This is a genomic window from Streptomyces canus (assembly GCF_001514145.1).
Lineage (GTDB): Bacteria > Actinomycetota > Actinomycetes > Streptomycetales > Streptomycetaceae > Streptomyces > Streptomyces canus.
The window spans coordinates 221,438-241,762 of sequence record NZ_KQ948661.1 but is presented as its reverse complement, the minus strand read 5'-3'; the positions used below and the strand labels follow the sequence as shown (position 1 = coordinate 241,762).

Genomic DNA, 20,325 nt, shown 5'->3' with positions numbered 1-20,325 from the left:
AGGAGTGTGCAGTCGATGCCGAGGCAGTTACGCGCTGAACAGACCCGAGCGACGATCCTCACCGCCGCCGCCGAGCTGTTCGACCGCCGTGGCTATGAATCGACCAGTCTCAGCGACATCGTCGAGCACGCCCAGGTCACCAAGGGCGCGCTGTACTTCCACTTCGCGGCGAAGGACGATCTCGCGCACGCGATCATGGAGATCCAGTCACGGACGTCGCGGCAGGTGGCCGGGGACGTGGACGCCCGGGGGTACACCTCGATGGAGGCGCTGGTGCGCATCACCTTCGGGATAGCGCGGTTGTCGGTCGAGGGGCCGGTGCTCCGCGCCGGACTCCGGCTCGCCACCGGCGGGGTCGAGGTGCGGCCGCCGCTTCGGCATCCGTTCACGGAGTGGCTCGACCTGGCCACCGGGAAGCTGCTGGGTGCGGTCAAGGAGTCCGACCTCCATCCCGACACCGATGTGGACGCGGTCGCGCACTCCCTTGTCTGCTTCTTTGTCGGGACGCGGGTGGTGGGACGGCATCTGGAGCCGGTGGGGCGGCAGCCGCGGCGGCTCGCCGAGATGTGGCACGTCATGATCCGGGGGCTGGTGCCGGTTCCTCGACGGGCGCGGTATCTGGCTCTGGTCAGCCAGCTGGAGCAGGAGTCCCGGAGCGGGTGAGCCCTGTTCCGGCCCGTGCCGGTGGGTGGCCTCAGCCTCACGCCTCCAGGTGGCTACAGTCGGGGCATGTCTCCCAGCGCGGCTGTCATCCTCGGCAGTGCACCCGAGTCCTTTCCGTTCAGCGTGCTCGCCGAGCGGCACCCCGCCATCATCGGGCAGGTGAGGGAGGCCTTTCCCTACGGGCCCGAGCAACACGGGGCACTTGACGCGCTGCTCGACAGCTGCACCAAAGGAGTGATCGAACCCCTCCCCGACGGGGCGTGGCGCGAGTGGGGAATCGACGACCACGTCGGGCAGTCCTGGTTCGACGTGCCGTGGCTGTGGTCCGAGAGCTACTTCTATCGCCGGCTCCTTGATGCCGTCGGCTACTTCGGGGACGGGCCCTGGCGTGGCATCGACCCCTTCCGGCCCTCCAAGCTCGCCGAACTCGACTCCCAGGAGACCGACCACGAGCTGGCAGCTCTGGACGAACTCGCCTCCCGGACGGCCGAGGAGCAGGGGGCGGCCCTGCTGCACGGATCGTTGTGGGGGAACCGGGCCGACCTCGGGTTCCGGCTCTCCGACGGTGACGCCGAGAGCCGGGACGCCGTACCGGATCTGGTCGCCGACGACAGCGACCGGCTCTGGTCGCTGCTCGACGGTTCCGGCACCCTCTGCCTGATCGCCGACAATGCCGGACGTGAGCTGATTCCCGATCTGTTGCTGCTGGCCCACCTCCTGGAACACGGTCGTATCGAGCGGGCCGTTCTGCACGTGAAGCCGTACCCCTACTACGTCTCCGACGCGACCACCGCCGACGTGGTCGACGCGCTGCGCCGGCTCGTGCGGGCGCCGGGGCGGGCCGCGGAGTACGGGCGCCGGTTGTGGGACGCCATGGCCGACGGACGGCTGAGTGTCCGTGCGCACCCCTTCTCCTGCGCTCCGCTGCCGTACGCGGACATGCCGGACGACCTTCGTGCGGAGATCGGCGGGGCCGCGCTGACGGTCCTGAAGGGAGACCTCAACTACCGGCGCCTGGTGGGGGATCGATGGTGGGCGCCGACCACGTCCTTCGCCGAGGTGACCGCGTACTTCCCGGGACCGGTCGCTGCCCTGCGCACCCTGAAGTCCGATGTGATCACCGGCCTCGACGACCGTACGGAGGCCGCGCTGGACGAGGCGGAGGGGCAGCGCTGGCGGACCAGCGGGACCCATGCGCTCATCCAGGTCCGGCCCTGAGGCGTAAGCTTCCGACCTAGCACAGGTGGGCTGCCATACGTCCCGCCGACGGGCAGCGAAAGAGGACGTCATTGACCCCGCGGTACCTGAGCAATCCAGGGGAGCCCGTCTACGACGTGGACGCACGGCGCTATGTCGACGTCACGGACGCCCGTGCCGAGGCCGACCTGCACGACGTGTTCACGGACATCTACCGCACCAACCGCTGGGGGTCCGACGAGACCCGCTCAGGACCGGGCTCCGAGCTGCAGCGCATGAAGCGGGTGATCGGACAACTCAGCGCCCTCATCAAGGACTTGGGTGTCCGCTCGGTGCTGGACGCGCCGTGCGGGGACTTCAACTGGATGCAGCACGTCGACCTGCACGGCGCCTCCTATCTCGGCGGGGACGTCGTCACGGAGCTCATCACGGCCAACCGCGCCGACCACGCCGGCCCGGGGCGCGAGTTCCAGCTGCTCGACTTCACGGCCCAGCCCGTGCCGCGCGTCGACCTCATCGTGTGCCGGGATGCCCTCGTGCACTTCTCCTACCAGCATGTGGTGGAGGCACTGACCCGTTTCCGCGAGAGCGGTTCGCGCTATCTGCTCACCACGACCTTCTCCCGGACGCCCGCCAACACCGACATCCTCACCGGCTGGTGGCGCCCCATCGACCTGTGCAAGGAGCCCTTCGGCCTGCCCGAACCGCTGCGCGTCATCGGTGACGACGAGTCCGACGACTTCTACGACGACAAGTCGCTCGCGCTGTGGGACCTGCGGCAGATCCCCGCCCGTTTCCCGGGCTACGAGCCGGCGGTCGCCGAGTCGGGATCGCTCGGCGCCTGATCCCCGTCCCTGGAACGCAGCCGGGCGAGGGCGTCCCGGGCGGCCAGGGTCCGCGGGTGTCGTAGTCCCAGCACCTCCTCACAGGTCTCCCGTACCTCCGTGAACTCCGCCTCGGCCGCCGCGTGTTCCCCCTTGAGGCAGAGCAGGTCGGCCAGGTTGTGCCGGACCGCCAGGGTTCCCGGATGCCGTGGCCCCAGCGTCTGCACGCAGTCCGCGAGCACCGTCCGGTACTCCGCCTCCGCCTGCTCGACGTGCCCGCGCAGATGCAGGACGTGCGCGGCGCCGTGCCGTACGGACAGGGTCAGCAGGTGCTGTTCGCCGAGTACGGTCCGCCGGGCCTCGTACACCTCCCTGAACTCCTGTTCCGCCGCCGCGAACCGGCCCTGGTCCTTGAGCAGGTCGGCCAGGTTGTGCCGGACCGCGAGCGTGCCGGGGTGGCGGGGGCCGAGCGTGTCCACGCAGTCCGCAAGGACCGTGCGGTACTCGGTCTCGGCCCGGTCGGTACGGCCCCGCAGATGCAGGACGTGCGCGGCGCCGTGCCGTACCGAGAGGGTGAGCAGGTGCTGTTCGCCGAGCACCTCGCGGCGCGCCGCGTACACCTCCCTGAACTCCGCCTCCGCAGCCTCCAGTTGGCCGCGTTCCATCAGCAGGTCGGCCAGGTTGTGGCGGACTTCCAGGGTATGGGGGTGCATGTCACCGAGCAGTCGCCGCTGGACCTCGAAGACCTCCCGGAACTCGGTCTCCGCGTCGGTGGGCCAGCCCCGGTCGCGCAGCACGGTGGCCAGGCCGTGCCGGGCGGCCACGGTCTCCGGATGGTCCTCGCCGTAGGCGTCGGCGCGCAGTCCGAGCACCGCACGGAACTCGTGCTCGGCCTCCACGAGCAGGCCGCGGTCGCGCAGGACGTCCGCGAGGTCGTGGCGCACGGCGAGGGTGCTGGGGTGGCGCTCGCCCAGGACGTCCGCGCACACCTGGAGCGTCTCCCGCAGCTCCTGCTCCGCCTGCCGGAACATCCCGCGCTCGTGCAGCACCTGGGCCATCTCGTGCCGGGTGACCAGGGTGTCGGGGTGGTTCGCGCCGAGTGTCTCCCGATAGGCGTCCAGAAGCAGGCGGTAGTCCTCCTCGGCCTCCGCGAGCAACCCTCGGTAGCGCGCCATCCACGCCACGCCCTTGCGGGCCGCGAGGGTCCGGGGATCGCGCTCGCCCAGCAGGGTCCGGCGCGTGGCGTGGACCGCGCGGTACTCGGTCGCCGCCTCGACCGGGCGGCCCCGGCCGTTGAGCAGGTTCGCGAGGGCGTACCGGGCGTCAGCGGTCTCGCCGGCGGCGTCGCCGAACAGGGCCCGGGTGTCCTCCAGCACCGTGCGCAGCAGCGACTCGGCCGCCGGCAGCCGGCCACGTAGATGGAGCAAGTGGGCGGCGGCGGACCGTACTTCGAGGGCGTCGGGGTCACGCGGACCGCACGCGAGCACCACCGGCTCGCAGGCCCCGAGCACCTCCTCCGCCCGGTCCAGCCAGCCCCTCTTGATCAGATGCCGGGCCCCGGCCGCCGCCGCCCGCAGCGCCTTCGAGACGAGTTCGTCCTCCGCCTCGTACGGGTCGCCGATCAGGGCCAGCGGGGCGTCGCAGTGCGGCTGCAGCAGCCGCCAGCGCGGCCAGTCGCGCGGGTCGTCCTCGCTCAGCTCGGCGGTGGCGCACACGACCAGGTCGGCGACGACGGCCGCGTACTCCTTCAGGTGCTCGGCGAGGTCCCGCTGGAGCCGGCCGGCGTCCCGGACGAGCGGGTGCATCAGCAGGGTGCGGGTGTGGTCGTCCCCGCCGGGCGGGGTGTGCAGCTCGACCAGACCGAAGTCGGCGAGCGAGGTGAGCGCGGTGTACAGCTCCTGGGGCGTGACACCGGGCAGCAGCGACGAGTCCGCGAGCCGGTCGGGGCGTAACAGGGCGAGGAGGGGCACGGGCGCCTCGCCCAAACAGCACAGCAGCCGCATCAGCGGCCGGGCCTGGACGATGCCCCGCCGCTCGAGGAGGTCCAGTGACAGCTCCCAGGTACCGGTCACCGGGACGGAGTAGTTGCTGCCCTGCCGCCCGTGCGGGCGCTCGTCGAGGAGTTCGGTGAAGCGTTCGTCGAGCGCCACGCGGTAGTCGGCGTACGTCCGCACGGTCGTCGTGCCCGGCCATGCGGGGAACGCCGAGGCCGCCGCGAGATGCGAGCCCGCGATGCGCAGCGCCAGGGGCAGCCCGCCGAGTCGCCGGGTCAGCAGCCGGGCGTCCTCACGTGAGCCGGCCCGCTCCCCGGCGAGGTCCCACAGCACCTCGGTGGCGTCGTCCTCCTCCAGGGCGTCCACCGAGTGCAGCGTCGCCCACGGCCCCCAGGTCGTCGGGCTGCTGTCCCGGCTGGTGATCAGCACCAGGCCGGGCAGCTCCGCGGCGGGCCGGATCCAGCCCGTGCCCTCCGCCAACCGGCCGTAGGGCGCCAGGTGTTCGGGCTCGTCGGCGTTGTCCACCACGAGCAGCCAGGGGCTCGCGGTGTCGCACAGCCGTCGCCACAACAGGTCGGTCGCGCTCGAACGGCCCGACCAGGCACGGTCGATGAGATCCGCGGGTGTGCCCAGCGCGGCCACGACCTCGCGCATCCCCGCACTCAGCGTGGCAGGGTTCTTCGCGGTCACCCACCACACGTCGACGTTCAGCGCGGCGGCGTGGGCGGCGATCTCCAGGGCGACCGTCGTCTTCCCGCTCCCGCCCATGCCGTGCAGCACCCGCACACCCGAAGTCGGCTTTCCCACCAGCTGTTTGAGCGTGTCCAGGAGCGGCTCACGGCCACGCACCCGGCGGTCGAGCCGGCCCAGGGGCGGCGCCACGGTCAGCGCACCAGGGGCCCGGACGGGCTCCACCGGGGCCGGGGGCTGCTGGACCTGGATGAAGACCGGGCGCGCGAAGCCCGAGAACTCCTGGACGAACTCGGTCAGCAGACCGGACAGCGCGGGGTCCCTGGACAGCAGAGCACGCAGGGTCGTGTCCAGATCGTCCCGCTGCTCCCGCAGGATGACCTGCTGCCGCCCCGGCGGCGCGGCGTCCAGTTCCGCCCGCGCCCGCTCCAGCCGCTCCACATCCTCCCGCCGCAGGATCCGCGCGATCCGATGCCTGGCCGCCTGCCAGGCATCCGTGGTCATCAGCCCGACCATCGTGCCCGCTGCGGCGGCAGCGGTCTGGGTGAACAACTCTGCCCCGAACACCGAGGACCCCCTGTCGGCACACACCTCGACGGCTACGTCCGAACCCCTCTCCCGTTCAGGTTCTCATGTCACGTGGACGCGCAGGGACTTGATCCCGTTGATGAAGTTCGAAACGAGCCGTTCGGGCCTGCCCACGACCTGCGGCGCGGGCAGCGCGCGCAGGGCCTCCCGGTAGAAGGCCCGCAGCTGGAGCCGTGCGAAGTGGGCTCCGAGGCAGATGTGCGGGCCGTCGCCGAAGGACACGTGCGGATTCGGTGTGCGGGACAGGTCCAGCGCGTCGGGCGCCTCGAACGCCCGCTCGTCACGGTTGGCGGAGGCGTGGAGGACGACCACTTTGTCGCCCGCGCGGATCCGCTGTCCGGCCAGCCGGGTGTCGTGTACGGCCGTTCGTCGGAAGGTGAGGACCGGCGGATGCCAGCGCAGCAACTCGTCGACCGCGGTGGGGAGCCGGCCGGGGTCGGACCGCAGCCCCCGATACGCCGCCGGGTGTTCGGCCAGTGCCAGCAGCCCACCGGGCGCCGCGCTGCGCACGGTGTCGTTGCCGGCGACGGTCAGCAGGAAGAAGAACATCTCCAGGGCGCCGTCGGCGAGTTCGGTGTCGTGGGCGAGGGTGGTCAGCACGTCGTCGGCCGGGTGCTCCTTCTTGTACGCGGCCAGCTGCCGGGCGTACCCGAACATGTCGGCCAGCATCGCGGGCGAGCGTGGATCGACCGGCGTCCCGTCCCCGTCAAGCACCTGCGGACCGGCCTCGTCCGGGTCCTGGTAGCCGATGACCCGCCGCGTCCAGCGCAGCAGCAGCTTCCGGTCGCTGTCCGGGACGCCCAGCAGGTCGGTGAGGTTGAGCAGGGCGTAGTCGTCCGTGACGGCGGAGACGAGGTCGACCGTGCCGTCGGCGGCGCGGGCGGTCTCCAGGGCGGCGGTGAACAGGGCCCGCGCCCTCTGCTCGGCCACCGCGGCGAAGCGCTCGATGCGGCCCGGAGTGAAGGCGCGGGCCACCAGCCGCCGCAACCTGCCGTGGTCCGGCGGGTCCTGATTGAGCATCATGCGCCGGATGAAGGGCAGGTCCGCCGGATCCGGGTCCCGGATCTGGGTCGCGCCCAGGTACGAGGAGTACGTCGTCGAGTCCTTGAGCACCCGGACCACGTCCGCGTGCCGGGTCACCGCCCAGAACCCCGGCCCGGCCGGCCAGCCCAGCACCTCGGACTCCTCCTGCCAGGCCACCGGGTGATGGTCGCGCAGGACGCGGTAGGCGGCGTAGGGGACCGCGTCGCCGTACTGGCGCGGGTCGAAGACGTCGGGGACGGGCGGGACCTGGCGCATGCGACCACCGTGACGTGAAGGAGGTGGCTCGGCAAGGGATGAGAGGAGGCCGTCGCCTTGTTGGCCCGGATGCACCAGCCTCTGCCCCTCACCCAAGGGAGTCGCACGCCATGCGTCTGGGAGTCGCACCGCACCGCCTGTGGCCCGCGCACGAGGACGAACTCGACGGTGTACTCGAAACCGCCCGTACCGCCGAGGAATTGGGCTTCGACCATCTCATCGCGAGCAGCCATCTGCTCGCGGGAGCGGTGGGCGTGACTCCGGATCCGCTGGTCCTGCTGTCCGCCGTGGCCGGGGCGACCACCCGGATCCGGCTGGTGACCAGCGTCCTGATCCTGCCCCTGTACCAGCCTGTCGTCGTCGCCCACCAGACGGCCACGCTCGACCGGCTGTCCGGCGGCCGGTTCACGCTCGGCGTGGGCACCGGCTGGGACACCGCGGAGTTCGCCGCCGCCGGGGTGCCGTTCAGCGGGCGGGGCAAGCGAGCCGACGAACAGCTGGACGCCGTACGGAAGTTGTGGCGCGACGAGGCCGAGGTGCGGCTCGGGGTGCGGCCGCGCACACCCGGGGGGCCGCCCGTGTGGGTCGGCGGCCACAGCGACGCGGCCCTCAGGCGGGCGCTGCGGTACGGCGCCGCCTGGCACGGCTCCGGGCTGGACGCGGCCGGAGTCGCCGAGGTGCGGGGCCGGCTGGTCGAGCTCGGGGAGAAGGCGGGGCGGGATCCGGCCAACGTCCTGGAGCTCACGGAAGGCCTGATGCTCGTACCGCCGGGCTTCGAGGCCGCCGTACAACCGCCGGGGCGGCGTCCGTTGGGCGGCGCGCATCCCACGGCCGAGCGGGTCCGCGAGGAACTGGGGCAGCTGGCCGAAGCGGGGCTCACCGCCTGCTCGCTGTGGCTGCCGGTGGCCACCGAGGCGCTGCCCGACGCGCTCGGCTGGGTCGCGGAGGAGATCCTTTCGGCCTTCTCCGAGGAGTGACGATTCGGCTGACCTTGGTGTAGTGATCATGTCAATCGATCGGTCATCATGCCCGGATGACGTGGGGACTGACGTTACGACCTTGGCGTTCGGGAAGCGGGAAGGCGGCGGCCGCCGCGGCCGCCCTCGCACTGGTGCTCACGGCCTGCGGCGGTGACGGGGATTCCACGTCCTCGGACGGCGGGCGTACGACGGTCAGGGTGGCCGCGCTGCCCCTGAGCGACTGCGCCATGCTCTACATCGCCCAGAACCGGGGGCTGTTCAAGAAGGAAGGCCTCGACGTCCGCGTCCAGCAGATCCAGCAGAGCCTCCAGGCGCTGCCCGCCCTGTCCAAGGGGCAGATCGACATGGTCGCGAGCGCGAACTACGTCACCTACTTCCAGGCCCAGGACCAGGGCACCCTCGACATCCGCATCGTCGCCGAGGCGATCAGGGCCGCGCCGCGCATGATGGACGTCCTGGTGCCGAAGGACTCCGACATCAAGACCCTCGCCGATCTCGCGGGCAAGAAGCTCGCCGTCAACGTCCTCAACAACGTCCAGTCGCTGACCTTCAACGAGATCCTGGCGAAACAGGGCGTCGGCCGCCCCGTCTACCGGCAGATCCCCTTCCCGCAGATGGGCGCCGCCCTGGACAAGGGACAGGTCGACGCCGTGCACGCGGTCGAGCCCTTCGACAGCTCCATCCAGGACGAGCTGGGGGCCAGGGTGCTGGTGGACGGGTCGTCCGCCCCCGTCGAGTCGATCCCGCTCAGCGGCTACATCACGACGGAGAGGTTCGCCGGGAAGAACGCCGATGCGCTCGCCCGGTTCCAACGGGCCCTGAAAGCGGCCGTCAAGCTCGCCGCAGCGGATCCGTCCCTGGTGCGTGAGGTGCTGCCGACGTACACCAAGGTCACCAAGGAGCAGGCGGAGAAGATCGACCTGCCGGTGTACCCGGCCACCATGGACGGAACGCAGCTCGCCCGGCTCACCGAGCTCATGGAGAAACAGAAGATGCTGAAGAAACCGATCGATCCCACCACGTTGCTGGTGAAGTGAGCGGCGTTCGCCGGTGCGGGGCATGAGAGCGCGTCGTCGGCGTGGGGCATGAGGGGGCGGTGTCCGTGCGGCGGCTGAGGGGACGTCAGGAACTGTGGCTCGGGCTCCTCGGTGTGCTGCTCGCGTTCGGCGTGTGCGAGGCGGTGAGCCGGGCCGGCCTTGTCCGCCGCAGCTATCTGCCGCCCGCCACCGAAGTCCTCGGCCGGGCCGTGGAGTTGGCGGGGGACCCGGTCTTCCTCGACGGGATCGGAGCGACCCTGCGGGCCTGGGCGCTGGGCCTCGGCCTCGCCTGTGCGATCGCCGTACCACTCGGCCTGCTGCTGGGCAGCGTGCCGCTCGTCGACACCGCCACCCGGGCGATCGTGGAGTTGCTGCGGCCCCTGCCGTCCGTCGCCCTGATCCCCCTGGTCTCCCTGCTCCTCGGCTCCGGAACCGAGACCGAGGTCGCGCTGATCACCTACGCCTCGGTGTGGCCGATCCTCTTCAACACCGTCTACGGCCTGGGCGAGACCGACCCCCTCGCCAAGGACACCCTGCGCGCCTTCGGCTTCGGCCGCCTCGCGGTCCTGCTGCGCGCCGAACTCCCCGCCACGGCCCCCTTCATCGCCGCCGGCATCCGCATCTCCGCCGCCGTCGCGCTCATCCTCGCCGTCGCCACGGAGATCCTCTCCGGCTTCGGCGAAGGCCTCGGCATCTTCATCGCCCAGGCGGGCCTGGCCACGGACGGCACGAGGGACGTCCTGGCGGGTGTGGTGTGGGCGGGGACGCTGGGGCTCGTCGTCAACGGGCTGCTGGTGTGGGGCGAGCGACGGCTGTTTCCCTGGACGCCGGAACATCGGGAGGCCGCCGGGGGAGGGGCTCGGGTGTGAGCGGGGAAGCGGACACCGCACCACAGGGGGGCCCGGCGTCGGCGTCGCTTCCGGCCCGCTCCCGAGCCGCCGCCCACCCCGCCCTCCTCCGGTGGCCGGCCCTCGTCCTGGCGGCCGGCGTATGGGAGTGGGCCGCCCGTGCCCACGGCAGCGTCTACTTCCCGCCTCCGGCCCGCATCGCCCGCCACGTCCACGAGCTGTGGTTCGACGGACCCGCCCGGCATCTCTTCCTCAGCTCGGCCGCGGTGAACGACATCCTGCCCAGCCTCGGCCGGATGGCCGCCGGGTTCGCGCTGGCGGCCGTCGCCGGGATCGTGCTGGGTGTCGCGGTCGGCCGCTCGCGGTGGGCGTACGCGCTGGCCGACCCCGTCCTTCAGTTCGCCCGGGCCGTCCCGCCTCCCGCCCTGGTCCCCGTCTTCGTCGTGGTCTTCGCGTTCGGCACCCCGATGCAGATCGCCTCGATCGCCTTCAGCGCCGTCTGGCCGGTGCTGATCAACACCGCGGCCGGCGTCCGCAACACCGACCCGCTGCGCCTCGACGTCGCCGCGGTCCTGCGCCTGAACACCGCCGAACGCCTGTGGTTCCTCGTCCTGCCCTCCGCCCTGCCCCGCATCTTCGCCGGACTGCGCCTGAGCCTTTCGCTCTCCCTCATCCTCATGGTGTTCTCGGAACTGCTGCCCGGCACCGCGAACGGCATCGGCTTCACGCTCACCGAAGCCCAGACCCGCTCCGACCTGCTCACCGTATGGGCGGCGCTGGTCCTGCTCGGTGCCCTCGGCTATCTGCTCAACACCGGACTGCTGGTCATCGAGAAACGACTGATCGGCAGGGGGAGGGCCACATGAGCCACGCGACGCGCACCCAGGAACAGGGGACCGAGCGCATGCTCCAGCTCACCGCGGTCGGCCAGCACTACGGCGACCACCGCGTTCTGCACGACATCACCCTCACCGTCCCCGCGGGCCAACTCCTGTGCGTCGTCGGCCCGTCCGGCTGCGGCAAGTCCACCCTGCTGCGCACCATCGCCGGCCTGCTCCCCGCCCGCGAGGGCACGGTCACCATCGACGGCGCGCCGGTCACCGGCGTCCCCGACAGTCTGGCCGTCGTCTTCCAGGACTACGGCCGCTCCCTCTTCCCCTGGCTCACGGTCCGCGACAACGTCGCCCTGCCGCTGCGCCGCCGCGGCCTCGGCCGGGCCGAACGGCGTGCCGAGGCGGACCGCATCCTCGACCGCGTCGGCCTGTCCGGCGCCGCCCGCCGTCACCCCTGGCAGCTCTCCGGGGGTATGCAGCAGCGCGTCGCCATCGCCCGTGCCCTCGTCTGCCGCCCCACCCTCCTCCTCATGGACGAACCCTTCGGCTCCCTGGACGCCCAGACCCGGGAGGACCTGGAGGACCTGCTCCTGGAGGTCCACCGCACCGACGGCACCACCATTGTGTTCGTCACCCACGACATCGACGAGAGCGTCTACGTCGGCGACCGCGTCGTCGTCCTCTCCCCGGGCCCCGGCTCGAGGATCGTCCGGGACCTGCCGGTCCGGCTCCGCGGGCAGCGGGACCAGATCGCCACCCGGGGACTGCCCGAGTTCGTCGCACTGCGGGCGGAGGTGGGGCGGGCGGTGCGCAGTAGGGAAGCGGAGTGAACGGGTGGACTCTGCGTACGTGGAGATCAACGCCACAAGTCCTTCCGATAACTCCCGAGTTCAGTCCGGATTCACGCGATGGTGTGATCATGTGTGCCCCGGCGGATGCCGCCGGAGCGCCCTGGGTAGTGCCCGGCCCATGACGCAGCAGCCCTTCGAACTCCCGCACTTCTACATGCCGTACCCCGCGCGGCTGAACCCGCACGTCGACGAGGCCCGTGCCCACTCGACCGTATGGGCGCACGAGATGGGCATGCTGGAGGGGTCCGGGATCTGGGAGCAGTCCGACCTCGACGCGCATGACTACGGCCTGCTCTGCGCCTACACACACCCCGACTGCGACGGCCCCGCCCTCTCCCTCATCACCGACTGGTACGTGTGGGTGTTCTTCTTCGACGACCACTTCCTGGAGACCTTCAAGCGCACCCAGGACCGCGCCGGCGGCAAGGCCTACCTCGACCGGCTGCCGCTGTTCATGCCGATGGACCTGTCGACCCCGATGCCGGAGCCGGAGAACCCGGTCGAGGCCGGCCTCGCCGACCTGTGGACGCGGACCGTGCCGTCGATGTCCGCCGACTGGCGCCGCCGCTTCGCCGTCGCCACCGAGCACCTGCTCAACGAGTCGCTGTGGGAGCTGTCCAACATCAACGAGGGGCGGATCGCCAACCCCGTCGAGTACATCGAGATGCGCCGCAAGGTCGGTGGCGCCCCCTGGTCGGCCGGTCTCGTGGAGTACGCGACGGCCGAGGTACCGCCGTCCGTCGCCGGAACACGACCCCTGCGCGTCCTGATGGAGACCTTCTCCGACGGCGTCCACCTGCGCAACGACCTGTTCTCCTACCAGCGCGAGGTCGAGGACGAGGGCGAGCTCAGCAACGGCGTGCTCGTCCTGGAGACCTTCTTCGGCTGCACCACCCAGGAGGCCGCCGACACCGTCAACGACGTCCTCACCTCCCGCCTCCACCAGTTCGAGCACACCGCCCTCACCGAGGTCCCCGCGATCGCCCTGGAAAAAGGTCTCTCACCGGACGAGCTGACCGCCGTCGCCGCATACACGCAAGGCCTCCAGGACTGGCAGTCCGGCGGCCACGAATGGCACATGCGCTCCAGCCGCTACATGAACGCCCGCGCCGAGACCACCTCCCCCTGGCAGACCCCGACCGGCCCCGGCACCTCGGCCGCCGACGTCGGTGCCCTGCTCGCGGCGGCCGGCGCCGAGCGGCTGCGCGTCCACACGCATGTGCCCTTCCAGAAGGTCGGTCCGTCCCTGCTGCCCGACTTCTACATGCCCTTCCACAACGAACTCAGCCCGCACCTGCCCGGCGCCCGCCCCCGCCTCATCGAGTGGACGCACCGCATGGGCGTGCTCCAGGAGGGCGTCTGGGACGAGGACAAGCTTGCCGCGGCCGATCTCCCCCTGTGCGCGGCGGGCATCGACCCGGACGCGAGCCCCGAGGCCCTCGACCTCAGCTCGGACTGGCTCGCCTGGGGAACCTATGGCGACGACTACTACCCGCTCGTCTACGGCGGCCGCCGCGACCTCGCCGCCGCCCGCCTGACCACACAGCGTCTGTCGGACTGCATGCCCCTCGACGGCGAGCAGGTCCTGGTCCCCGTCAACGCCATGGAACGCGGCCTGATCGACCTGTGGTCCCGCACCACGACCGAGATGACCCCCGACCAGCGGCGCACCCTCAAGGACGCCGTGAACGTCATGACCGAGAGCTGGGTCTGGGAGCTGGCCAACCAGATCCAGCACCGCGTCCCCGACCCGGTCGACTACCTGGAGATGCGGCGCGCCACCTTCGGCTCGGACCTCACCATGAGCCTGTGCCGGATGGGCCACGGCCCCGCCGTCCCGCCGGAGGTCTACCGCAGCGGACCGGTGCGCTCCCTGGAGAACGCCGCCGTCGACTACGCGTGCCTGGTCAACGACGTCTTCTCCTACCAGAAGGAGATCGAGTACGAGGGCGAGGTCCACAACGCGATCCTTGTCGTGCAGAACTTCTTCGGCATCGACTACCCGACCGCGCTGCGCGTCGTCCACGACCTGATGACCCAGCGCATGCAGCAGTTCGAGCATGTCGCCGCGCACGAACTGCCCGTGGTCTACGACGACTTCGGTCTCTCGGAGGAAGCGCGGGAGATCATGCGGGGCTATGTCACCGACCTCCAGCACTGGATGGCGGGCATCCTCCACTGGCACCGCACGGTCGACCGCTACAAGGCGGATCACCTGGCCCGTCGCACCCACGGCTTCCTCCCGGACCGGCCGTCGGCGCTGCCCCTGGCGGGTTGACAGCTGGGGCTGCCGACCGGCTCGGACGTCATGACCGCCCGGGCTCTTTCGACCGCCCGCGTGCCCGTCGGCCCGGCGGCTGCTCGCCCGCCCGGCTCGACGACCACAGGGGTGGCCCGACCGCCGAATCTTCAGCCCGCCGCAGGACGCAGACGCCCCGATCCCGACCGCCCGTGTTCAGTGCTGCGGGCGGTCCTGGAGGGCCGTGTGCAGGCGCCCGCGCCCGCCGCGCCTGGACCGGCTCACCGAGCCGCTCGAAGTCGTCGGCGAGAGCGCTCAGTTCGGCGGTGTCCAGCCGGGTCGGGTCGTCGGCCCGGCGCAACAGGCTCTGGTCGAGCTCGATCGCGTCGGAGCGGCGTATCAGTCCAGGTGTACAGCGGTTCTTCGGCGGGATCCCCGCCGAAGAACAGGTCGTCGGTCTCCTGGGCCCAGCGACGCAGCTCGGCCGGGTCCGCGCCGGGTCCGGGGATCTCGCTCAGCCCGCACGCCGTGTCGAAGTCCGTCTCCCGCACCTCGTGCAGCAGCGGCAGGTCCTCCGCCCGGCCGTACCCACCCACCAGCACGCCGGCCAGCCGCAGTTCGTCCGTCATCGACGACCGCGTCTCGTACCGCGGCAACCGCCGCAACAGCTCCAGGTCACCCTCGGCCCGGTCGAACTGCGCGGCCCGCAGTGCGAGTCGACGCCGTACGGAATCCTCTGCCACCGCCTGCCACACCGCGCTCTCTCCCGCCCGCAGCGCGGTCAGATCCGCGCGACCCTGCGCCAGGACCGGCTCCCACAGCGGCGGCGGGGGCGGACCGATCAGGTCGTAGGCCCTGCCCTCCTCCGCGTTGAGGAGCGTGTGGTCGGGCTCCGTGCGCGCCAGGGCGGCATGCAGCATGCCCACCAGCTCGACCGGGGAGCGCTCGGGAAAGCCCAGGGCGGCGCGGAGTTCGGCGCGCTCCTCGTCGAGGGAGATCTCGCACTCCTCGCGGATCTCCCGCTCCACCTCGGCGACGTACGCGAGGATCTTCTCCTCGCCGTCCTCCGGGGGACGGCCGTTCGGGCCGCTTCCCGTTCCTGACCCCCCGTCAGTCTCACTCGTTCGTGGCTCGTCGCGCGCCGGTGCGCCGGGTAGGCACCATCCGGTGGTGATCCAGCCGGAGGCGATCCATGGAACAGACTGCGTTGCGCCCCAAGCCGATGCCCGGTCAGGAACCGGGCGGAGGCAAGAAGTCAGGGTCCGCCCGGCGCCCGCACGCCGCGCGCCGGCGCGGACGCCGGCTCACGACCCTGCTGTTCGGCCTGTTCGTCGCGGCCGTCCTGGTGCTGACGGGGGTGGGCCTCGGCACGGTGGGCGTCACCGTGATCGGCATGAGCAGACTGGCCGAACTGCAACGGCAGGCGGGCGGGTCGGGAGTGCCGGGGCAGGCTGCCTCCGGTCGGGGCGCACCGGGCCAGGACGGGCAGCGCACCCGGACGGGCCCGCCCGTCTCCGAGCCCGCGAACCCCTCCGCATCGGCTCCGCCCCGCCGACGGGTCCCCGTCACCGCGACCCTGGGGCTGGAGGCCGTGGACGCCGAGAAGTCGGGCGCGCTGGTGGTCGGCGTCCACATCCCGGGCCCGGGCTTCACGGCGGGCCTGGTCCGCGGCGACGTACTCCTCGTCTTCGGCCGCACCCGGATCGACACCGCCGCCGACCTCGCGCGAGCCGTCGCCGGCGCCCGCCCCGGCCGCGAGGTCGTGCTGACGGTGCGCCACCGCGGCGGCGGTTACCAGCAGTTGACGACCGTGCCGGGCGTCGTCACGTGAACCCCCGTCAGGTGAACGCTTCTCACGCGCTCCTTGTTCAAGTGACCACCCGGAAGTGCGTGGTGAGCCGTCCGTCGTCGTCCAGCACATGAAAGGCCAGACCGACCGGCGCGTCCCGGTCCGCGAGCTGCTCGCCCTCCCAGGGCAGCCGCAGCGTCCAGGTCACGCCGGGTCCGACTACCAGCGGCCGCCCGGCGAACACGGTCGCCGCGGGCGTGTGCGCGTGACCGGTGATCAGTCCGGCGATCTCGGGCCTCCGCTCCAGCAGCGCGGCCAGTCGCCCGGGTCCGTCCAGTTGGTAGGAGTCGGGGAGCGGGTGGTGCAGCGCCACCGGCGGATGGTGGAAGGCCAACAGCGCCGGAAGGGTCCCGTCCAGTTCGTCGAGGGTCGCCTCGATCCAGGCGTACGTCTCCTCGTCCAGCGCCCCTTCGTCGCTGCCTGGGATGCTGGAGTCGCACATCAGCACCGCGCCGCCGTCGAAGACCTGCACGCTGTTCACGGGCCCGTCGTCCGCGGGCCGCCGCAGCATGGCCTTGCGGTACGGGGACCGGCTGTCGTGGTTGCCCGGGCAGGTGAGCACCGGGAACGGCGGGTCGCCCTCGTGCAGTCCCAGAATGCGCGCGGCCTCCTCGTACTCCGCCTCGGCACCGTGATCCGCGATGTCGCCGGTCACCAGCAGAGCGTCCACGTGCCCCGGCAACCGCCACAGCCGGTCACGCACGCGCTCGGCGCGCTCGGTCGCCCGTGCGCTCCCGTCGAGATGCAGATCGCTGATGTGTGCGAGTGCCAGCACGACCGTACCCCCTCTTCTAATGGCTTGAGTGGATCCAAGCATTAGCGCTAGTGCCTGATCAAGACCCTCCCGTCCATCGACGGAAAACCACTGGTCCGGATCCAGTCGCCGGCGTCACGATGAGCCCATGCCGACCACGCTCATCGCCTTCCTCGGTGCCTGCACCCTCATCGCCGCGTCACCCGGGCCGAGCACCGTGCTGATCATCAAGCAGTCGCTGCACAGCAGACGCTCCGGCTTCCTGACCGTGCTCGGCAACGAGACCGGGGTGTTCATCTGGGGCGTCGTCGCCGCGCTCGGCCTGACCGCGCTGCTGACCGCCTCCGAGATCGCGTACGACGTGATGCGCATCGGCGGCGCCGTCGTGCTCGTCGTCTTCGGCATCCAGGCGCTGCGGCAGGCACGCCGCACCAAGGGAGCCGCGGCCGACGGCGGCTGGGAGAGCACCGGCAGGACCGGCTGGGCCGCCTACCGCGCGGGACTGCTGCTCAACCTCGCCAACCCCAAGGCGGCCGTCTTCGCGCTGTCCTTCCTGCCGCAGTTCGTCCCCGAGGGCGCTCCGCACCTGCTCACCATGGTCGGGCTCGCCGCACTCTGGGCGGTCTACGAGGTCGGCTACTACGGCCTCTACGTGTGGTTCGTGGGCCGGTTGCGGGCCGTGCTGTCCCGCGCGGGCGTGCGCCGGCGTCTGGAACAGGTCTCCGGAGGCGTACTGCTGCTCCTCGGTGTCCGCATGGCCCTGGAGAGCTGACGCGGGGCCGGTACTCCGTACGGTCCGTCCGAAAGACGTGTCGACAAGACGTGTCGACCGGCTCGCGCGCCCCTCGCCGTCCGGGCAGGATGCTGCCCTAAGACCCGCACCCGCCCAGGGAGGCCCGGATGACCGGCACCGCAGCGCCCTTCGCCGCCGACGACTACAGGGCGCGCATGGAGCGCGCGACTCGGTCGGCCGCCGAGGCCGGGCTCGCCGGTCTCCTCGTGGCCCCCGGCCCGGACCTGGTGTGGCTCACCGGCTACGCGCCCACCGCCGTCACCGAACGGCTCACCCTGCTGGTCCTCGCCCCCGGACAGGACCCCGTCCTCGTCGTGCCCACCCTGGAGGCCCCGGACGCCGGCAAGGCGGCCGGCGCGAGCGCCCTGACGCTCCGGGACTGGACCGACGGCAAGGACCCCTACGCCGCCACCGCCGCCCTCCTGGATGCCGGCGGCCGGTTCGGCATCAGCGACAACGCCTGGGCCATGCACCTGCTGGGCCTGCAGAAGACACTGCCCGGCACGTCGTACGCCTCCCTCACCGAGGCCCTGCCGATGCTGCGGGCCGTCAAGGACACGGCGGAACTGGAACTGCTGGCGGCCGCGGGAGCGGCCGCCGACGCAACCTTCGAAGAGATCCGGAACGTTCCCTTCGGCGGCCGCAGGGAGTCCGAGGTGGCCGCCGACCTCGCCGGACTGCTGCGCCGGTTCGGCCACTCCCAGGTCGACTTCACCATCGTCGCCTCGGGGCCGAACGGCGCCAACCCGCACCACGAGGTGGGCGACAGGGTCATCGAACGCGGCGACATGGTCGTCCTCGACTTCGGCGGCCTCAAGGACGGATACGGCTCCGACACCTCCCGCACGGTCCACGTCGGTGAACCCACCGACGAGGAGCGCCGGGTGCACGACCTCGTGCGTGCGGCGCAGGAGGCGGGCTTCCGCGCGGTACGGCCCGGCGTGCCCTGCCAGGAGGTCGACCGGGCCGCCCGCGCGGTCATCGCCGACGCCGGGTACGGCGAATACTTCATCCACCGCACCGGGCACGGCATCGGCGTCACCACCCACGAACCGCCGTACATGATCGAGGGCGAGGAACAGCCCCTCGTCCCGGGCATGTGCTTCTCCGTGGAGCCCGGCGTCTATCTGCCGGGCCGCTTCGGGGTACGCATCGAGGACATCGTCACGGTCACCGAGGAGGGCGGCCGCAGGCTCAACGACACCACCCGCGAGATGGTCATAGTGGACTGACCCAGCCCCCAGGAGCCCCTCCACCCCCGAGCGACTACGGCGCGACCATGACCCAGGCACCGACACCCACCGCGGACACGGTCCGCCGACTGGTCCGTTCCCTGCTCAAGGACAGCACGCCCGGCGCGGGCGAGGCCGGCGGGCCCGAGGTCCGGCCCGTCGCCGAGGGCGGCGGGCACTCCACCTGGTGGGTCGGCACCCGCCATGTGCTCCGCCTCGCGGGCGACCGCGCGGCCTCCACCCGCAGACGCCGTGAACTACGGCTGCGCGACCTGGTCCGCCCGCACGTCCCGGTCACGGTGCCGACCAGCGTGGCGCAGGGCGAGTGGGCGCCCGGGCTGGCCTACACGCTCGACACCAAGGTGCCCGGCGGTTCGGCCGAGGAGCACGATGTCTCCGCCGTCGGCGAGGCCGACCTGGCCGGACTGCTCACCGGGCTGCGCGAGGTGCCGGTACGGCAGGCCGAGGCGCTCGGCGTCCCACGCGTCGCCCCGCGCTCCCTGGAGGCACTGCGTCGGGAGGCCGGCCGGGCCGCCGACCGCCTGCGCGCGGCGGACGAGTTCGATCCGGCCCGGCTCCAGCAGCTCACCTCGCCGGCCGCGGTCCAGCTCGCCGCGCAGCCCGGCGGCGCGGTCCTCGTGCACCACGCCCTGACCGGCGACCACCTGGTGATCAGCGCCGACGGCCGGGTGCGCGGCGTCCTGGACTGGACCGCCACGGTGGTCGGCGACCCCGCCGAGGACATCGCGGGCCTCGCCCTCGCCGTCGGCTCGCCCGCCGCCGTACGCGCCGCCACCCTCGCCGGCTACGGTGCCCGGCCCTGCCTGCGCGGCCTCTGGCTCGCCCGCTGCGACACCGTGATCCGCCTCGCCGCAGGGTTGGAGGGCCGCGATGCCGTCCCCCTGCCACTCCTGCGCACCCGGCTGCTGCGCGCCTGGGAGGCGATCCTGCTGGAACGCGTCACGGAACTGCGGGACGAGGAGCCGGACGACGCGGAGTTGTAGGCGCGGAGTTGTAGACGTCTCCACCTGGTCTTTTCCACCCTCCTTCCACCCCTGGATCGAGGCGCGCGACCGTGCCGGAGCCGGATAGTCGAGGCATGACGATCTCCGACTGGCTCATCGACGTGGCGCTTCTCCTCGTGGTCTTCCGGCAGCTGCGCGAGGAGAGGCTGACACTCCGCACAGTGCTGCTGCCGCTCGCACTGATCACCTGGGCGGGGACCGCCTACCTGCACGACATCCCCACCGCGGGCAACGACCTCGTGCTGATCGGCGCGTTCGCCGGGACCGGCGTCGCCCTGGGACTGGCCGGAGGCTCGATCACCCGGGTCCGGTACACGGACGGACACATACGGGTCAAGGCGACCTTGGGCGCGGCGGCCCTGTGGGTGGTCAGCATGGGGTTCCGCCTCGGCTTCGCGGTCTGGTCCTCCCACCCCTCCGGTGGGGCGTCCGTCGCCCGCTTCTCCGCCGATCACGACATCACCGGTGGGCAGGCGTGGGTGGCTGCCCTGGTCCTCATGGCCTTCGGGGAGGTCGTCTTCCGCCTCGGCGTGATCGTCGTCCGCGGCCTGCGCACACGCGCCCACCACCAGGAACCGGTTCCCCTGTCCGCCTTCGCGCGAACCGGGGCAGCGAAGGGGGCTTCGTGA

Annotated in this window: 18 protein-coding genes; 14 read left to right on the top strand and 4 right to left on the bottom strand. The window is 71.8% G+C overall.

All coding sequences use genetic code 11. The annotated features are described in order from the left end of the window. Positions 1-15: 15 nt before the first annotated feature. The 3 genes from AQJ46_RS20890 to AQJ46_RS20880 all read left to right on the top strand — a co-directional run bounded on the left by AQJ46_RS20890 (position 16) and on the right by AQJ46_RS20880 (position 2,705). Complete coding sequence (locus tag AQJ46_RS20890; protein WP_059207049.1) at positions 16-663, top strand: ScbR family autoregulator-binding transcription factor; 648 nt, start codon at positions 16-18, stop codon at positions 661-663. 66 nt (positions 664-729) lie between these two features. Then, positions 730-1,881 carry a damage-control phosphatase ARMT1 family protein gene (locus AQJ46_RS20885; RefSeq protein WP_059207048.1) on the top strand — a complete coding sequence of 384 codons (1,152 nt, stop codon included), beginning with the start codon at positions 730-732 and terminating at the stop codon, positions 1,879-1,881. 71 nt (positions 1,882-1,952) lie between these two features. Further along, positions 1,953-2,705 (top strand): class I SAM-dependent methyltransferase, encoded by a 753-nt coding sequence (locus tag AQJ46_RS20880; protein ID WP_059207047.1) that lies wholly within the window; start codon positions 1,953-1,955, stop codon positions 2,703-2,705. Here AQJ46_RS20880 and AQJ46_RS20875 read toward each other — a convergent pair. Both AQJ46_RS20875 and AQJ46_RS20870 read right to left on the bottom strand, forming a co-directional pair. Then, positions 2,663-5,872: a tetratricopeptide repeat protein gene (locus AQJ46_RS20875; protein WP_159064044.1), complete on the bottom strand. Its 3,210-nt coding sequence runs from the start codon at positions 5,870-5,872 to the stop codon at positions 2,663-2,665. The genes AQJ46_RS20880 and AQJ46_RS20875 overlap by 43 nt on opposite strands. Before the next feature lie 126 nt (positions 5,873-5,998). Next, the gene (locus AQJ46_RS20870; RefSeq protein ID WP_059207045.1) at positions 5,999-7,255 is read right to left on the bottom strand and encodes a cytochrome P450; all 1,257 of its coding nucleotides are present in this window, start codon (positions 7,253-7,255) and stop codon (positions 5,999-6,001) included. Positions 7,256-7,365: 110 nt separating this feature from the next. Between AQJ46_RS20870 and AQJ46_RS20865 the strand changes: the two genes are divergently transcribed. From AQJ46_RS20865 to cyc2, 6 genes are all read left to right on the top strand, one after another. Further along, the gene (locus AQJ46_RS20865) at positions 7,366-8,232 is read left to right on the top strand and encodes a TIGR03619 family F420-dependent LLM class oxidoreductase (protein WP_059207044.1); all 867 of its coding nucleotides are present in this window, start codon (positions 7,366-7,368) and stop codon (positions 8,230-8,232) included. Positions 8,233-8,288: 56 nt separating this feature from the next. Continuing rightward, positions 8,289-9,272 carry an ABC transporter substrate-binding protein gene (locus AQJ46_RS20860; RefSeq protein ID WP_059207043.1) on the top strand — a complete coding sequence of 328 codons (984 nt, stop codon included), beginning with the start codon at positions 8,289-8,291 and terminating at the stop codon, positions 9,270-9,272. Between the two features lie 59 nt (positions 9,273-9,331). Beyond that, the gene (locus AQJ46_RS20855; RefSeq protein ID WP_225887372.1) at positions 9,332-10,141 is read left to right on the top strand and encodes an ABC transporter permease; all 810 of its coding nucleotides are present in this window, start codon (positions 9,332-9,334) and stop codon (positions 10,139-10,141) included. Continuing rightward, on the top strand, positions 10,138-10,986 hold the full coding sequence (locus AQJ46_RS20850) for an ABC transporter permease (RefSeq protein ID WP_079072368.1): 849 nt from the start codon (positions 10,138-10,140) through the stop codon (positions 10,984-10,986). Before AQJ46_RS20855 ends, AQJ46_RS20850 begins: the two co-directional genes overlap by 4 nt. Before the next feature lie 38 nt (positions 10,987-11,024). Further along, positions 11,025-11,783 carry an ABC transporter ATP-binding protein gene (locus AQJ46_RS20845; protein ID WP_059207302.1) on the top strand — a complete coding sequence of 253 codons (759 nt, stop codon included), beginning with the start codon at positions 11,025-11,027 and terminating at the stop codon, positions 11,781-11,783. Between the two features lie 139 nt (positions 11,784-11,922). Next, a complete protein-coding gene (cyc2, locus tag AQJ46_RS20840; protein WP_059207042.1) occupies positions 11,923-14,082 on the top strand; it encodes a germacradienol/geosmin synthase Cyc2 in 2,160 nt (719 codons plus the stop codon). A 242-nt stretch (positions 14,083-14,324) separates the two neighbouring features. Here the strand turns inward: cyc2 and AQJ46_RS20835 are convergent, their stop codons facing one another. Then, the gene (locus tag AQJ46_RS20835; protein ID WP_059207041.1) at positions 14,325-15,071 is read right to left on the bottom strand and encodes a hypothetical protein; all 747 of its coding nucleotides are present in this window, start codon (positions 15,069-15,071) and stop codon (positions 14,325-14,327) included. 164 nt (positions 15,072-15,235) lie between these two features. Here AQJ46_RS20835 and AQJ46_RS20830 point away from each other — a divergent pair, with 164 nt between their 5' ends. After that, on the top strand, positions 15,236-15,874 hold the full coding sequence (locus AQJ46_RS20830; RefSeq protein ID WP_059207040.1) for a PDZ domain-containing protein: 639 nt from the start codon (positions 15,236-15,238) through the stop codon (positions 15,872-15,874). A gap of 37 nt (positions 15,875-15,911) precedes the next feature. On the opposite strand, the gene AQJ46_RS20825 is transcribed toward AQJ46_RS20830, so the two are convergent. Beyond that, positions 15,912-16,667, bottom strand: coding sequence for a metallophosphoesterase (locus AQJ46_RS20825; protein WP_107117303.1), 756 nt, complete (start codon positions 16,665-16,667; stop codon positions 15,912-15,914). A gap of 127 nt (positions 16,668-16,794) precedes the next feature. Here AQJ46_RS20825 and AQJ46_RS20820 point away from each other — a divergent pair, with 127 nt between their 5' ends. The 4 genes from AQJ46_RS20820 (at position 16,795) to AQJ46_RS20805 (ending at position 20,325) form a co-directional block, all read left to right on the top strand. Next, positions 16,795-17,418 (top strand): LysE family translocator, encoded by a 624-nt coding sequence (locus tag AQJ46_RS20820; RefSeq protein WP_059207038.1) that lies wholly within the window; start codon positions 16,795-16,797, stop codon positions 17,416-17,418. A gap of 128 nt (positions 17,419-17,546) precedes the next feature. Continuing rightward, the gene (locus tag AQJ46_RS20815; protein WP_059207037.1) at positions 17,547-18,671 is read left to right on the top strand and encodes an aminopeptidase P family protein; all 1,125 of its coding nucleotides are present in this window, start codon (positions 17,547-17,549) and stop codon (positions 18,669-18,671) included. Between the two features lie 47 nt (positions 18,672-18,718). Then, positions 18,719-19,675 carry an aminoglycoside phosphotransferase family protein gene (locus tag AQJ46_RS20810; RefSeq protein ID WP_059207036.1) on the top strand — a complete coding sequence of 319 codons (957 nt, stop codon included), beginning with the start codon at positions 18,719-18,721 and terminating at the stop codon, positions 19,673-19,675. A gap of 95 nt (positions 19,676-19,770) precedes the next feature. Beyond that, positions 19,771-20,325, top strand: coding sequence for a hypothetical protein (locus tag AQJ46_RS20805; RefSeq protein ID WP_059207035.1), 555 nt, complete (start codon positions 19,771-19,773; stop codon positions 20,323-20,325).

What these genes read in the sequence shown, in the direction of transcription:
- AQJ46_RS20890 (WP_059207049.1), top strand. Translation starts at nt 16, where the DNA reads ATGCCGAGGCAGTTACGCGCTGAACAGACCCGAGCGACGATCCTCACC.
- AQJ46_RS20885 (WP_059207048.1), top strand. Translation starts at nt 730, where the DNA reads ATGTCTCCCAGCGCGGCTGTCATCCTCGGCAGTGCACCCGAGTCCTTT.
- AQJ46_RS20875 (WP_159064044.1), bottom strand. Translation starts at nt 5,872, where the DNA reads ATGACCACGGATGCCTGGCAGGCGGCCAGGCATCGGATCGCGCGGATC.
- AQJ46_RS20870 (WP_059207045.1), bottom strand. Translation starts at nt 7,255, where the DNA reads ATGCGCCAGGTCCCGCCCGTCCCCGACGTCTTCGACCCGCGCCAGTAC.
- AQJ46_RS20865 (WP_059207044.1), top strand. Translation starts at nt 7,366, where the DNA reads ATGCGTCTGGGAGTCGCACCGCACCGCCTGTGGCCCGCGCACGAGGAC.
- AQJ46_RS20860 (WP_059207043.1), top strand. Translation starts at nt 8,289, where the DNA reads ATGACGTGGGGACTGACGTTACGACCTTGGCGTTCGGGAAGCGGGAAG.
- AQJ46_RS20845 (WP_059207302.1), top strand. Translation starts at nt 11,025, where the DNA reads ATGCTCCAGCTCACCGCGGTCGGCCAGCACTACGGCGACCACCGCGTT.
- cyc2 (WP_059207042.1), top strand. Translation starts at nt 11,923, where the DNA reads ATGACGCAGCAGCCCTTCGAACTCCCGCACTTCTACATGCCGTACCCC.
- AQJ46_RS20830 (WP_059207040.1), top strand. Translation starts at nt 15,236, where the DNA reads ATGGAACAGACTGCGTTGCGCCCCAAGCCGATGCCCGGTCAGGAACCG.
- AQJ46_RS20820 (WP_059207038.1), top strand. Translation starts at nt 16,795, where the DNA reads ATGCCGACCACGCTCATCGCCTTCCTCGGTGCCTGCACCCTCATCGCC.
- AQJ46_RS20815 (WP_059207037.1), top strand. Translation starts at nt 17,547, where the DNA reads ATGACCGGCACCGCAGCGCCCTTCGCCGCCGACGACTACAGGGCGCGC.
- AQJ46_RS20810 (WP_059207036.1), top strand. Translation starts at nt 18,719, where the DNA reads ATGACCCAGGCACCGACACCCACCGCGGACACGGTCCGCCGACTGGTC.
- AQJ46_RS20805 (WP_059207035.1), top strand. Translation starts at nt 19,771, where the DNA reads ATGACGATCTCCGACTGGCTCATCGACGTGGCGCTTCTCCTCGTGGTC.